Genomic DNA, 14,454 nt, shown 5'->3' with positions numbered 1-14,454 from the left:
TGGGCAGTGCTCCGGTACCGGCTCAGGCGCTTATCGGCCGTTGCACCCTGATCGACTGGAGCAGCCCGACGGCCACCCAGACGGCGAACATCGAGGACCCTCCGTACGACACGAACGGCAGCGGGAGCCCGGCGACCGGCATGATGCCCAGCGTCATCCCGATGTTCTCGAAGGCCTGGAAGGCGAACCAGGCGATGATTCCGGCGGCGACGATCGTGCCGTACAGCTCGGTCGTCTCGCGGGCGATCCGGCAGGCGCGCCACAGGACGACGCCGAGCAGGACGAGGATCAGCCCGGCGCCGAGGAAGCCGAGCTCCTCGCCCGCGACGGTGAAGACGAAGTCGGTCTGCTGCTCGGGGACGAACTGGCCGGTGGTCTGGGTGCCGTGGAACAGGCCCGTCCCCAGGAGGCCGCCGGAGCCGATCGCGATGCGGGCCTGGTTGGTGTTGTAGCCGACGCCCGCCGGGTCGAGCGCGGGGTTGGCGAAGGCGGCGAAGCGGGCGATCTGGTACTCGTCGAGCAGGCCGAGCTGCCAGACCGCGATCGCGCCGGCCACACCCGCGCCGAGCAGCCCGGCGATCCAGCGGTTGGAGGCGCCGGAGGCGAGGAGCACGCCGAGCACGATGACGACCATGACCATCACGGAGCCGAGGTCCGGCATTCCCATGACGACGGCCATCGGGACGGCCGCCAGGCCGAGGGCCTTGGCGACGGTCCGGTGGTCGGGATGGAGCTGGTCGCCCGCGTCGACGCGCTCGGCGAGCAGCATCGCCATGATCAGGATGATGGTGATCTTGGTGAACTCGGACGGCTGGAGCGAGAAGCCGCCGCCGATGATGATCCAGGCGTGGGCGCCGTTGACGGTGGCGCCGAGCGGGGTGAGCACCGCGAGCACCAGGAGCACCGAGAGGCCGTAGAGGATCGGGACGGCGCCGCGCAGGGTGCGGTGGCCGAGCCAGATCGTGCCGACCATCAGGGCGAAGCCGATGCCGGTGTTGAGGGCGTGCCGGAAGAGGAAGTAGTACGGGTCGCCGTGGTTGAGCGAGTCACGTCCCCGGGTCGCCGAGTAGACCAGCAGCGAGCCGATGAAGGAGAGCGCGATCGCAGAGCCGAGCAGCGGCCAGTCGAGTTTGCGTACGACGGAGTCGCGGGCGGTGAGTTTGCCCCAGGCGGACCGCTCGGGGGCGTACCGCTGGACGGAGAAGCCGGCCATCAGTCACGCCTCCCCAGCACCGCGGCGAGGGTCTGTTCCTCCGGGGTCTTCTGCGAGTCCGGGTTGTAGGGCTTGGTCTCCGGGGCGTCGATCGAGCCGTCCTGCTGGATCTTCGGCAGGGACTTCTGCGGGGTGGGCAGCAGCGCCTTCTTCAGGTCCTGCTTGCCGGAGTCGTCGAGACCGTAGAGGGCGTCGTAGATGTTGCGCACGGCGGGCCCGGACGCACCGGAGCCCGTACCGCCCTGGGAGATCGTCATGACGATCGAGTAGTCCTTGGTGTACGTGGCGAACCAGGAGGTCGTCTGCTTGCCGTAGACCTCGGCGGTACCCGTCTTGGCGTGCATCGGGATCTTGTCCTGCGGCCAGCCGCCGAATCGCCAGGCGGCCGAACCACGGGTCGCGACTCCCGCGAGGGCACCGTCTATCTCGTTGCGGGTCTTGCGCGAGAAGGGCAGCTTGCCGTGCGAGTTGGGCTTGATCACCTCGACACTCTTGCCGTCGCCGCTGACGATCGCCTTGCCGACGGTGGGGTCGTACAGGGTGCCGCCGTTGGAGATCGCGGCGTAGATGGTGGCCATCTGGATCGGCGTGACGAGCGTGTCGCCCTGGCCGATCGAGTAGTTGACGGAGTCACCGGCGCGCATCTTGTCGCCTTCGAGGCAGTTCTCGTACGCGATCTGCTCGACGTACGTACCGCCCTTCTTGCCCTGCTTGCACCAGGCGTCCTTGTTCGCCTTGTAGAAGTCCTGCTTCCACTTGCGGTCGGGGACCCGGCCGCTGACCTCGTTGGGGAGGTCGATGCCGGTCTCCTTGCCGAGGCCGAACTGGTGGGCGGTCCTGTAGAACCAGTCCTTGGCGTTCTTCTTCGGGGTCATCCCGCCGTCCTTCAGCCACTCCTTGTGCGCGATGCCGTAGTACACGGTGTCGCAGGAGACTTCGAGGGCCCGGCCGATGGTGATGTCGCCGTAGCCCTGGGACTCGAAGTTCTTGAAGGTCTGCCCGCCGACGTTGTACGAGCTGGGGCAGGGGTAGTGGCCGTCGAAGGGATAGCCGGCGTTGACCGCGGCGGTCGAGGAGATGACCTTGAAGATCGAGCCGGGGGCGGCCTGGCCCTGGATGGCCCGGTTCAGCAGCGGGAAGTTCGACTTCTTGCCGGTGAGCTTGGCGTAGTCCTTGGCGGAGATGCCGCCGACCCAGGAGTTGGGGTCGTAGTTCGGCAGCGAGGCCATCGCGACGACGCGGCCGGTCTTGGCCTCCATGACGACGACGGCGCCGGAGTCGGCCTTGTAGTTCTCGCCGGTGTTCTTGTCGAAGGACTTACGGGCCGTCTTCATGGCCTCGTTGAGCTCGTACTCGGCGACGGCCTGGACCCGGGCGTCGATGGAGGTGACGACGCTGGAGCCGGGTTCCGCCTTGTCGTTCTTCGCCTGGCCGATGACCCGGCCGAGGTTGTCGACCTCGTAGCGGGTGACCCCGGCCTTGCCGCGCAGCTCCTTGTCGTAGGTGCGCTCCAGGCCGGAGCGGCCGACCTGGTCGGAGCGGAGGTACGGCGAGTCGGTGTCCTGGGCCTTGGTGATCTCCTCGTCGGTGACCGGCGAGAGGTAGCCGAGGACCTGGGCGGTGTTGGCCTTGCCGGGCTCCCCGTAACGGCGTACGGCGGTGGGCTCGGCGGTGATGCCGGGGAAGTCCTCGGCGCGTTCGCGGATCGTGAGGGCCTGCTGGGTGGTGGCCTCGTCGGTGACCGGGATCGGCTGGTACGGCGAGCCGTTCCAGCAGGGCTGCGGCGTTTTGGAGTCGCAGAGCCGGACCTTGTCGAGGACTTCCTTGGGCTTCATGTCGAGGACGCCGGCGAGCCGGGTCAGGACGCTCTTGCCGTCGTCGTCCATCTTCATCAGCTCGGTGCGGCTCGCGGAGACGACGAGACGGGTCTCGTTGTCGGCCAGCGGCACACCGCGCGCGTCGAGGATGGAGCCGCGGACGGCGGGCTGGACGACCTGCTGGACGTGGTTGTTCTTCGCCTCGTCGCTGTACTCCTGGCCGTTGCGGATCTGGAGGTACCAGAGGCGTCCGCCGAGGGTGAGCAGCAGGGAGAAGACGAGGACCTGGATGACGATGAGACGGATCTGGACCCGCTGGGTCCGGCCGGTCTCGGGGATGTTGGTCACGGGGTGCCCCCGGTGATGGTCGGGCCGGAGGTACGCGCGTTGTCCCGCCTGCGGTGCGGTCTCACAGTCGCTTGACCCCCTTGATCCGTCCGGCGCGGGCCGCGCGGCTGCGGGCGGCCTTGACGCGCAGTCCGCCGCGCTGGCTGCCGATCCGCAGTCCGGTGCCGGCGGCGAGCCAGCCCGCGGCCACGTCGCCGCCGCCGGAGGCGTCCGAGAGCGGGTCGTTCACCGTGCGTCTGGCGATCGCCATGACCAGCGGTACGACGAAGGGGGCGAGGAGCAGGTCGTAGACGGCCGCCGTGAACAGCAGGCTGCCGAGGCCGACATGACGGGCCGCCGTGTCCCCGACGAGCGCGCCGACCATCGCGTACAGCAGGGTCGAGCCGATCGCCGCGGCGACGACCCCGATCATCGGGACCATCGCCGACTTCAGCTGCCCGTTCTCCGGCTTCGCCAGCCCGGCGAGGTAGCCGATGACGCAGAGGACCAGTGCGTAGCGTCCGGCGGCGTGGTCGGCGGGCGGTGCCAGGTCGGCGAGGAGTCCCGCGCCGAAGCCGATGAGGGCGCCGCTGACGTGCCCGTACACGAAGGCGAGAGCGAGGACCACGAGGAGCAGCAGGTCCGGCACGGCGCCGGGGAGCTGGAGCCGGGCGAGCACGGAGACCTGGACGACGAGAGCGACGACGACCAGGACGGTGGAGAGCAGAATCCGGTTCAGGCGCATGGGAATCAGCTCTACCTCTGCTCGTCTACCGCGTTATCAGCGTTCGGTGTGGCGTCCGGAGTGCCGTTCGGGTCCGGGCTGTTGCTGGGATCCGGGCTCTCGTGGATGTTGCCGACCACGTTCCCCTCGGTGTCGACGATGTCGCCGTTGGGCGAGATGGTGACGGTGACGGTGGGGGTGGGCTTCGGCTTGGCGGGCTTGGCCGGCTGCTTCGGCAGGACCATGTCACGGGGGTCCTCGCGCGGGGCCTGGACCACGACGCCGACGATGTCGAGCTTGGTGAAGCCGACGTACGGGCGGACGTAGACGGTACGGGTCAGGCCGCCGCCGGACGGGTCGACCCGGACGACCTCGCCGACCGGGACGCCGGGCACGAAGGGCTTGTCCTTGCTGGAGCCGAAGGTGACGAGCCGGTCGCCCTTCTTCACCTTGGCCTTGCCGTTGAGGAACTGGACGGACAGCGGCTGGGAGCCCTGGCCGGTGGCGAAGCCGAGTTCGTCGGTCTTCTCCATGCGGGTGCCGACGGTGAAGTCGGGGTCGTTGGCGAGGAGCACCGTGGCGGTGTCCGGGCCGACGGTGGTGACCCGGCCGACCAGCCCGTCGCCGTTGATGACCGTCATGTCGCGCTTTATTCCGTCGTCGGAACCCGCGTCGATGGTGACCGTCCAGGAGAAGCCCTGGGCCGCTCCTATGGCGATGACCTCGGCGCCCTTGATGCCGTACTGGCCGGCGGCCGAATTCTTCAGCAGCCGGTCCAGTTCACGGACCCGGCTGCGGTTGCGGTCGTCGCTGCCGAGCTTCGTCTTGAGCGCGGCGTTCTGCTGTTCCAGCTGGGCGATCCGGTTGTGCCGTTCACCGGAGTCGCGTACCGCCCCTATGGCGTTGCCCACCGGGTCGACGGCGGCCGCGACGCCGTTCTCCACCGGCCCGAAGGCCGCTGCGGCGGCCCGCCGGGCGCCGTCCACCGGTGACTCCTCGCCCCCGCGGATGTCCACCGTGATCAATGCGAACGCGATGGCGATCAGCAGCACCAGGAGCAGCCGGCTCTCTCGTGTGTCCCTCACGTGCGGCGGCCGTGCCTTCCTCGTCGGAATGTTCGTGCCTGTATATCAACGATCGGCTGCACGGAACGGCAGTGTTCCGTACAGCGGACCGCTGTGTTGTCCACCCGCCGGGTGGTTCACCTGCGGGGCTGTCCACCTGCGGGTTGTTCACCCGCGGGGTGGTTCGCCCACGGGTTGCCCACCTGCGGGCTTGTTCACCTGCGGGGCTGGGCGTCCAGGACCTGCTGGAGCGCCTCGAACTCCTCGACGCACTTGCCGGATCCGAGCGCCACCGAGTCCAGCGGGTCCTCCGCGATGTGGATCGGCATGCCGGTCTCGCGGCGCAGCCGCTCGTCCAGTCCGCGCAGCAGCGCGCCGCCGCCGGTGAGGACGATGCCGCGGTCCATGACGTCGCCGGAGAGCTCCGGCGGGCACTTGTCGAGCGTGGTCTTCACGGCGTCGACGATCGCGTTGACCGGCTCCTCGATGGCCTTGCGGACCTCGGCGGCCGAGATGACCACGGTCTTGGGCAGCCCGGAGACCAGGTCGCGGCCGCGGATCTCGGTGTGCTCGTCCTTGTCCATGTCGTACGCCGAACCGATCGTGATCTTGATCTGTTCGGAGGTGCGCTCGCCGAGGAGGAGCGAGTACTCCTTCTTGACGTGCTGGATGATCGCGTTGTCCAGTTCGTCGCCGGCGACACGGATCGACTGGGCAGTGACGATTCCGCCCAGCGAGATGACCGCGACCTCGGTGGTGCCGCCGCCGATGTCGACGACCATGTTGCCGGTGGCCTCGTGGACCGGCAGCCCGGAACCGATGGCCGCGGCCATGGGCTCCTCGATGATGTGCACCTGGCGCGCACCGGCCTGCGTCGACGCCTCGATGACGGCGCGTCGCTCGACCCCGGTGATGCCGGAGGGCACGCAGACGACGACCCGGGGGCGGGCCAGGTAGCGGCGCTTGTGGATCTTCAGGATGAAGTAGCGGAGCATCCGCTCGGTGATCTCGAAGTCGGCGATCACGCCGTCCTTCAGGGGCCGCACGGCAACGATGTTGCCCGGCGTGCGCCCGATCATCTTCTTGGCCTCGGAACCGACCGCCAGGATGCCGCCGGTGTTGGTGTTGATGGCCACGACGGACGGCTCGTTCAGGACGATGCCGCGCCCCCTGACGTACACCAGCGTGTTGGCAGTCCCGAGGTCGATAGCCATGTCACGGCCGATGAACGACATTGATTTCCCCTTGTTCCCCATTGAGGATGCGTCGGGCCTTCCGAGAAAGCGATATATGGCTTGTTCTGGATGGCGAGCTGAGCGCTGCGGGCGTGGAAGATTCCATCGTAGTGCCGCATCGGCGGACACCGCGCGAGGGTCCTTCGCCATTGTGGGCGGAACGGGTGGCCGTTCCACTCAAGGTGACGTTACGTCGGAGGGATGCGTTCCCGCGATCCCGGACCCTATACCGAAGGGCGACCGAATTAATTCGGTCGCCCCAGGTCATGAGCGCTGTTCGGCTGATCGTGGATCAGACGAGTCCGGGGAAGAAGAGCTTCAGTTCCCGCTCCGCGGACTCCTCGGAGTCCGAGGCGTGGATGAGGTTCTCCCGGGTGATGGTGCCGAAGTCACCGCGGATGGATCCGGGCGCGGCGGCGATCGGGTCGGTGGGGCCGGCCAGCGTACGGACGCCCTCGATGACCCGCTCGCCCTCGGCGACCAGCGCCACGATCGGGCCGGACTGCATGAACTCGACGAGCGGCTCGTAGAACGGGCGGCCGACGTGCTCGGCGTAGTGCTGCTCCAGCGTGGCGCGGTCGAGGGTGCGCAGCTCCAGTGCGGTGATCCGCCAGCCGGCCTTGCGCTCGATCCGCCCGACGATCTCGCCGACCAGTCCGCGCCGGACCGCGTCGGGCTTGAGGAGAACGAGGGTGCGCTGGGTCATGGTGTGCGGCTCCTTGCAGGCATGCGGGTGCGGTGAACCCGAGGCTACAGGGGTACGGGGACGGCCCGGCGGCCGGGTTTGGCCACCGGGCACCGCATCAGCCGCCCGCCGGCGCCTCGGCGGCTTCCTGCGCCGCCGCCCAGCGGGCCTTCGCCTCGTCGATCTTGCGGCCGTAGTACACCGAGGCCCACCACAGACCTGCGAAGACCACGCCGAGGATGAACATCATCGGGACGACGAAGCCGCTCAGCACCAGGGCGATCTGCAGCACCCAGCCGAGCTGTATGCCACCGGGGCGGGTGACCATCCCGCAGAGCAGCACGGAGAGCAGCATGCCGATGCCGCAGACCGTCCAGACCGTGGCACCGGTCAGGTCGTCGGACTTCATCGCGACGAGTCCGGCGAAGCCGATCACGAAGAACTCGCCGATCAGCGTGGATGCACAGAGCGTACGCATCGGTCAGCGCCTTCCCAGAAGCAGCCGGGCCTCGCCGACCGTGATCACGGAACCGGTCACCAGCACCCCGGCGCCCGCGTACTCGTCCTCTTCCTCGGCGAGGGTGATCGCCGCCTCCAGGGCATCATCCAGGCGTGGCTCCACCTGGACGCGGTCCTCGCCGAAGACCTCGACCGCGACGGCGGCGAGTTCGTCGACGTCCATCGCGCGGCCGCTGGAGTTCTGCGTGATGACGACCTCGGCGAAGATCGGCTCGAAGGCTTCGAGGAGCCCCTTGACGTCCTTGTCGGAGCTGGTGCCGACGACACCGATCAGCCGGGAGAAGCCGAACGCCTCGGAGAGCCCGTCTGCGGTGGCGCGGGCGCCCGCCGGGTTGTGCGCCGCGTCCAGGACGACGGTGGGGCTGGAGCGGACGACTTCGAGGCGGCCCGGGGAGACCACCGAGGCGAACGCCCGGCGGACCGTTTCGTGGTCGAGCGAGCCGGGCTGCTCGGCGCCGATCCCGAAGAACGCCTCCACCGCGGCGAGCGCCACCGCCGCGTTGTGCGCCTGGTGGGCGCCGTAGAGCGGGAGGAAGATCTCTGTGTACTCGGTGGCCGCACCGCCCAGGCCGCGCAGCGTCAGCAGCTGCCCGCCGACGGCGATCTCGCGCGAGACGACGCCGAACTCCATGCCCTCGCGGGCCACCGTGGCATCGACCTCGACGGCCTTCTTCAGCATGACCTGCGCGGCGTCGACCGGCTGCTGGGCCAGGATGACCGTGGCGCCCTGCTTGATGATCCCGGCCTTCTCGCCGGCGATCTCGGCGGGCGTGGTGCCCAGCCGGTCGGTGTGGTCCAGCGAGATGGGGGTGACGACGGCGACCGAGGAGTCGATGACGTTGGTCGCGTCCCAGCTGCCGCCCATGCCGACCTCGACGACCGCGACGTCGACCGGCGTGTCGGCGAAGGCCGCGTAGGCCATGCCCGTCAGCACCTCGAAGAAGGAGAGCCGGTACGGCTGCTGGGCGTCGACCATCTCCACGTACGGCTTGATGTCCTGGTACGCCTCGATGAACCGCTCGGGGTCCATCGGGGAGCCGTCCAGGCTGATCCGCTCGGTGATCGACTGGACGTGCGGCGAGGTGTAGCGGCCGGTACGCAGGTCGAAGGCGCCGAGCAGCGCCTCGATCATGCGGGCCGTGCTCGTCTTGCCGTTGGTCCCGGTGATGTGGATCGAGGGGTACGCGCGCTGCGGCTCGCCGAGCACGTCCATCAGCGCGGCGATGCGCGTGACGGAGGGCTCCAGTTTGGTCTCGCCCCAGCGTCCGGCGAGCTCCTGCTCCACGGCGCGCAGCGCCTTGTCCACCTCGGGATCGGCGGGGCGGGCGGGGACCTCGTCGCCCTGCGGCGGTCCGGAGCGGGTGCGCAGCGTGCGGCTCCCGGCCTCGATCACCGCCAGGTCGGGGTCGCGCTGGGTCTCTTCGTCGACGATCTCCGCGAAGGTCTCGTCGGGATCGGAGTCGTCGTGCCGGTCGGAAGGGCGGGGCTCACTCACGGGGCCAGTCTACGGATGGGCACGGACATCGCGCGCAGCGCCCGGTGGCGGGGCGAATACCGGAGGCCGGATACCGGCGGAAAGAGCGAAGCCCCCGTCCCCCTGGTCGGTCAGGGGGACGGGGGCTCCGTGCTCAGGGGATCAGCTCTGCGGCAGGTTCGCCAGCTGACCGGAGATCCGTTCGATGTCGGCCTCGGCCTTGGCGAGCCGGCCGCGGATCTTGTCGACCACGTTGTCCGGGGCCTTGCCGAGGAACGCCTCGTTGGAGAGCTTGCCGGCCGCCTGGGCCTTCTCCTTCTCGGCGGCGCCCAGGTCCTTCGTCAGGCGCTTGCGCTCCGCCTCGACGTCGATGGTGCCGGAGAGGTCGAGCGCGACCGTGGCCCCCGCGACGGGCAGCGACGCGGTGGCGTGGAAGCCCTCCTCGGCGGGCTGGAGCCGCAGTAGCTGGCGGATGGCCGCCTCGTGCGGGGCGAGCGGCGTACCGGTCAGGGTGAGCTCGGCCGGGACCTTCTGGCCGGGCTGCAGGCCCTGGTCGGAGCGGAACCGGCGGACCTCGGTGACGACCTGCTGGACGAGCGCGATCTCCTGCTCGGCGGCGTCGTCGCGGAAGCCGGAGTCCTTCGGCCAGTCGGCGATGACGACGGACTCCCGGCCGGTGAGCGCCGTCCAGAGGGTCTCCGTGACGAACGGGACGACCGGGTGCAGCAGACGCAGCATCACGTCGAGGACCTCGCCGAGGACCCGGCCCGAGACCTCGGCCGGCCGGCCGCCCGCGAAGAAGGTGGTCTTGGAGAGCTCGACGTACCAGTCGAAGACCTCGTCCCAGGCGAAGTGCCGCAGCGCCTCGCTGAGCTTGGAGAACTGGAAGTCGTCGTAGTACGCGTCGACTTCGGCGACGGTCTTGCCCAGCCGGGACAGGATCCAGCGGTCGGTCACCGACATCTCGTCGGCGGACGGCAGTTCGCCCTCGATCGTCGCGCCGTTCATCAGCGCGAAGCGGGTGGCGTTCCAGATCTTGTTGGCGAACTTGGCGGATCCCTGGACCCACTCCTCGCCGATCGGGACGTCGACGCCGGGGTTGGCGCCGCGCGCCAGCGTGAAGCGCAGCGCGTCGGAGCCGTACTTGTCCATCCAGTCCAGCGGGTTGACGACGTTGCCGAAGGACTTCGACATCTTCTTGCCGTGCTCGTCGCGGACCATGCCGTGCAGGACGATGGTCTCGAACGGCGGAACGCCGTCGTTGACGTACAGGCCGAACATCATCATCCGGGCGACCCAGAAGAAGAGGATGTCGTAGCCGGTGACCAGGACGGAGTTCGGGTAGAACTTCGCGAGGCTGTCGGTCTGTTCGGGCCAGCCGAGCGTGGAGAACGGCCACAGGCCGGAGGAGAACCAGGTGTCCAGGACGTCGTTGTCCTGCCTCCAGCCCTCACCGGTGGGGGCCTCGTCGTCCGGTCCGACGCAGACGACCTCGCCGTTCGGGCCGTACCAGACGGGAATGCGGTGACCCCACCAGAGCTGGCGCGAGATCGTCCAGTCGTGGAGGTTGTCGACCCAGTCGAAGTACCGCTTCTCCATCTCCTGCGGGTGGATCTTGACCTTGCCGTCGCGGACGGCGTCACCGGCCGCCTTGGCGAGCGGGGCGACCTTGACCCACCACTGGAGGGAGAGGCGCGGCTCGATGGTGGTCTTGCAGCGCGAGCAGTGGCCGACGGAGTGGACGTACGGACGCTTCTCGGCGACGATCCGGCCCTCGGCGCGCAGCGCGCCGACGATCGCGGAACGGGCCTCCAGCCGGTCGAGGCCCTCGAACGGACCGGGGACGGTGATGACCGCGCGCTCGTCCATGACCGTGAGGAACGGCAGGTCGTGGCGCTTGCCGATCTCGAAGTCGTTCGGGTCGTGGGCGGGGGTGACCTTGACGGCGCCGGTACCGAACTCCGGGTCGACGTGGTGGTCGGCGACGACGGGGATCGTGCGGTCGGTCAGCGGCAGCTTGATCTGCCGGCCGATGAGGTGCTTGTAGCGCTCGTCGTCGGGGTGGACGGCGACGGCGGTGTCACCGAGCATCGTCTCGGCGCGGGTCGTCGCGACGACGATGGTGTCGTCGCCCTCCCCGTACGTCATGGAGACGAGCTCGCCGTCGTCGTCCTGGTACTCGACCTCGATGTCCGAGATCGCGGTCAGACAGCGCGGGCACCAGTTGATGATGCGCTCGGCGCGGTAGATCAGACCGTCGTCGTACATCCGCTTGAAGATGGTCTGGACGGCGGTGGACAGGCCCTCGTCCATGGTGAAGCGCTCACGGGACCAGGCGACGCCCTCGCCGAGCCGGCGCATCTGGCCGGAGATCTGGCCGCCGGACTCGTTCTTCCACTTCCAGACGCGCTCGACGAAGCCCTCGCGGCCCAGGTCGTGGCGGGACTTGCCCTCCTTGCCGAGCTCGCGCTCGACGACGTTCTGGGTGGCGATGCCGGCGTGGTCCATGCCGGGCTGGTAGAGCGCCTCGAAGCCCTGCATGCGCTTGCGGCGGACGAGGGCGTCGATCAGCGTGTGCTCGAAGGCGTGCCCGAGGTGCAGGCTGCCCGTGACGTTCGGCGGCGGGATGACGATGGAGTACGGCGGCTTCTCGCTGTGCTCGTCGGCTTCGAAGTAACCCCGTTCTACCCAGCGCTCATACAGCTTCCCCTCTACCTCGGCCGGTGCGTACTGGGTCGGCAGTTCGGGGTTGCTGGCTGGCGTCTGCTGAGTGTTCTCGGTCACGGGGGACAGTTTAGGGGCGTCACAGCGATGCACTGAAACCGGTTTGTTCAGTAACGGTGTGACTCCCGGTGCTCCATCCGGGCGACGCTTCCGCCAGGATGTTCGGAACGCATAAGCATCACGAACAGGGGACACCGCAGATGAGCTACAACCAGCCGGGCCCGTACGGCGGCCAGCAGCCCCAGGGCCAGCCCGGACCCTACGGTGGCCCGCCGCAGGGCCAGCCCGGACCGTACGGCCAGCAGCCGGGCCCGTATGGCCAGCAGCCCCCGCAGGGCCAGCCCGGTTACGGCTACCCCCAGCAAGCTCCCCAGGGTGTCCCGCCGCAGCAGCAGGGCTACGGCTACCCGCAGCAGCAGCCCCAGCAGCCCGGCCCCTACGGGCAGCAGCCCCCCACTCCCCCGTACGGCGGCCAGCCCGCCTACGGCACGATGCCGATGCCCCCGGCACAGCCGAAGAAGAAGACCGGCCTGATCATCGGCGGCGTGGTCGTGGCGCTGGCGGTCATCGGAGGCGGCGTGTACTTCCTGACGTCGGGGGGCGGCGGTCTCAGCGACGACGGGCCGCACACGCTGACGACCCCTAAGACGGTGCTGGGCGAGTACAACCGCTTCGGCGCGGACGGCGCGAACCAGAAGCAGGACGACAAGACCACGAAGGAACTGACGTCCAGCGGCATCGAGAACGGCAAGACCGTCACCGGAATCTACTCGACGGCGGACCTCAGCAAGGTCGACCCCAACGACCCGAGCAGCATGCCGTCCGACGTGCTGACGGCGAAGGGCATCACTTATCTCGGTGCGTACGGCAAGATCAGCGATCCGGCCAAGGCGCTGGACAAGTTCTTCGTCTCTCTGAAGAAGGGCGCCTCCGAGGATGGAGAGAAGACGACCGAACTCGTCGGCGAGCCGGAGCAGGTGTCTCCCTCCGGCTTCAACGGCATCATGAAATGCCAGGCCGCCGCGGGCCAGGACATGAAGACCAAGAAGCAGAAGACCGACTGGTTCTGCGCGTGGGCCGACTACAGCACCATGGCGATGGTGTCCCCGGGCGACGCCACCAAGCCCATGGACAAGGACACCGCGGTCAAGATCACGACAGATCTCCGCAACGAAATCCGCGTCAAGGGGTAATCACCGAGCACCCACAACACGGAAGGGGCGCCCGCCAGTTCTCCTGGCCGGGCGCCCCTTCCGTCCGATTTCGCCTGCTGCTACGCGGACTTCTCGTGCCGCCCGCCGTCGCCCTTGCCGATCGTCCGCGGCTCGCGCGGGACCAGCGTCGGGTTCACGTTGTTGCGGACGACGTCGGCCGTGATGACGACGCGGGCGACGTCCTTGCGGGACGGCACCTCGTACATCACCGACTGGAGGACCTCCTCCATGATGGCCCGCAGGCCACGTGCTCCGGTGCCGCGCAGGATCGCCTGGTCGGCGATGGCCTCCAGGGCCGGGCGGTCGAAGTCCAGCTCGACGCCGTCGAGTTCGAAGAGGCGCTGGTACTGCTTCACCAGCGCGTTGCGCGGCTCGACGAGGATCTGCAGCAGCGCCTCGCGGTCCAGGTTGTGGACCGAGGTCAGGACGGGCAGCCGGCCGATGAACTCCGGGATCATCCCGAACTTCACCAGGTCCTCCGGCATGACCTCCTGGAACTGGTCGCTCGCCTCGATCTCCCGCTTCGAACGGATCGTCGCGCCGAAGCCGATGCCCTTGGCACCTGCCCGGGACTCGATGATCCGCTCCAGGCCGGAGAAGGCGCCGCCCACGATGAACAGCACGTTCGTCGTGTCGATCTGGATGAACTCCTGGTGCGGGTGCTTCCGGCCGCCCTGCGGCGGTACGGAGGCGGTGGTGCCCTCCAGGATCTTCAGCAGGGCCTGCTGGACGCCCTCGCCGGAGACATCGCGGGTGATCGACGGGTTCTCGCTCTTGCGGGCGACCTTGTCGATCTCGTCGATGTAGATGATCCCGGTCTCGGCCTTCTTGACGTCGTAGTCCGCGGCCTGGATCAGCTTCAGCAGGATGTTCTCGACGTCCTCGCCGACATAGCCGGCCTCCGTCAGCGCCGTCGCGTCGGCGATGGCGAACGGGACGTTGAGCATGCGGGCCAGCGTCTGCGCGAGCAGCGTCTTGCCGGAGCCCGTGGGGCCCAGCAGCAGGATGTTGGACTTGGCCAGCTCGATGGCGTCGTCGCGGCCCTGCGCGCCGCCGTTCTCGCCCGCCTGGACCCGCTTGTAGTGGTTGTACACAGCGACCGAGAGGGCCTTCTTCGCGGGCTCCTGCCCGACGACGTACCCCTCGAGGAACTCGTAGATCTCGCGCGGCTTGGGGAGTTCCTCCCACCGCACCTCGGAGGTCTCTGCGAGCTCCTCCTCGATGATCTCGTTACAGAGATCGATGCACTCGTCGCAGATGTACACACCGGGTCCCGCGATGAGCTTCTTCACCTGCTTCTGGCTCTTTCCGCAGAACGAGCACTTGAGCAGATCGCCGCCATCACCGATGCGTGCCACGAGGTGCTTCCCCTTCGCCTGGGAGCAGCTTGGTTCAGCGGCTCCTGGTGCCTCTATCCGACGGTACCTTGCCTGGCCCCCCGTTCGGGCCCCCCTTGGC

The 14,454-nt window shown here is 68.7% G+C and carries 11 protein-coding genes; 1 reads left to right on the top strand and 10 read right to left on the bottom strand.

The annotated features are described in order from the left end of the window. Window positions 1-22 precede the first annotated feature (22 nt). The 9 genes from rodA to ACFYY7_RS01210 all read right to left on the bottom strand — a co-directional run bounded on the left by rodA (window position 23) and on the right by ACFYY7_RS01210 (window position 11,842). Window positions 23-1,213: a rod shape-determining protein RodA gene (rodA, locus tag ACFYY7_RS01250; protein WP_388655605.1), complete on the bottom strand. Its 1,191-nt coding sequence runs from the start codon at window positions 1,211-1,213 to the stop codon at window positions 23-25. Continuing rightward, window positions 1,213-3,378, bottom strand: a complete 2,166-nt coding sequence (gene mrdA / locus ACFYY7_RS01245) for a penicillin-binding protein 2 (RefSeq protein WP_388655603.1) — start codon at window positions 3,376-3,378, stop codon at window positions 1,213-1,215. The genes rodA and mrdA overlap by 1 nt, the downstream gene beginning before the upstream one ends. Window positions 3,379-3,439: 61 nt before the next feature. Continuing rightward, a complete protein-coding gene (gene mreD, locus ACFYY7_RS01240; RefSeq protein WP_388655602.1) occupies window positions 3,440-4,102 on the bottom strand; it encodes a rod shape-determining protein MreD in 663 nt (220 codons plus the stop codon). Window positions 4,103-4,113: 11 nt separating this feature from the next. Further along, window positions 4,114-5,166 carry a rod shape-determining protein MreC gene (gene mreC, locus ACFYY7_RS01235; protein ID WP_388655600.1) on the bottom strand — a complete coding sequence of 351 codons (1,053 nt, stop codon included), beginning with the start codon at window positions 5,164-5,166 and terminating at the stop codon, window positions 4,114-4,116. Window positions 5,167-5,360: 194 nt separating this feature from the next. Beyond that, window positions 5,361-6,380 (bottom strand): rod shape-determining protein, encoded by a 1,020-nt coding sequence (locus ACFYY7_RS01230; RefSeq protein ID WP_317860288.1) that lies wholly within the window; start codon window positions 6,378-6,380, stop codon window positions 5,361-5,363. A gap of 292 nt (window positions 6,381-6,672) precedes the next feature. Next, entirely contained in the window at window positions 6,673-7,086 is a 414-nt protein-coding gene (ndk, locus tag ACFYY7_RS01225) for a nucleoside-diphosphate kinase (protein WP_266733065.1), read from the bottom strand. Window positions 7,087-7,183: 97 nt separating this feature from the next. Next, complete coding sequence (locus ACFYY7_RS01220; RefSeq protein WP_388655597.1) at window positions 7,184-7,543, bottom strand: DUF4233 domain-containing protein; 360 nt, start codon at window positions 7,541-7,543, stop codon at window positions 7,184-7,186. Between the two features lie 3 nt (window positions 7,544-7,546). Beyond that, window positions 7,547-9,079, bottom strand: coding sequence for a bifunctional folylpolyglutamate synthase/dihydrofolate synthase (locus tag ACFYY7_RS01215; RefSeq protein WP_388655595.1), 1,533 nt, complete (start codon window positions 9,077-9,079; stop codon window positions 7,547-7,549). Window positions 9,080-9,220: 141 nt separating this feature from the next. Further along, window positions 9,221-11,842: a valine--tRNA ligase gene (locus ACFYY7_RS01210; protein ID WP_388655593.1), complete on the bottom strand. Its 2,622-nt coding sequence runs from the start codon at window positions 11,840-11,842 to the stop codon at window positions 9,221-9,223. Between the two features lie 140 nt (window positions 11,843-11,982). Here ACFYY7_RS01210 and ACFYY7_RS01205 point away from each other — a divergent pair, with 140 nt between their 5' ends. Then, window positions 11,983-12,975 carry a hypothetical protein gene (locus ACFYY7_RS01205; protein WP_388655591.1) on the top strand — a complete coding sequence of 331 codons (993 nt, stop codon included), beginning with the start codon at window positions 11,983-11,985 and terminating at the stop codon, window positions 12,973-12,975. 80 nt (window positions 12,976-13,055) lie between these two features. On the opposite strand, the gene clpX is transcribed toward ACFYY7_RS01205, so the two are convergent. After that, window positions 13,056-14,354, bottom strand: coding sequence for an ATP-dependent Clp protease ATP-binding subunit ClpX (gene clpX, locus ACFYY7_RS01200; protein WP_072483632.1), 1,299 nt, complete (start codon window positions 14,352-14,354; stop codon window positions 13,056-13,058). Window positions 14,355-14,454: the final 100 nt, after the last annotated feature.

This window comes from Streptomyces sp. NPDC001933, from assembly GCF_042890955.1.
Classification (GTDB): domain Bacteria; phylum Actinomycetota; class Actinomycetes; order Streptomycetales; family Streptomycetaceae; genus Streptomyces.
The sequence above is the reverse complement of the archived record's forward strand: the minus strand, read 5'-3'. Positions and strand labels throughout refer to the sequence as shown.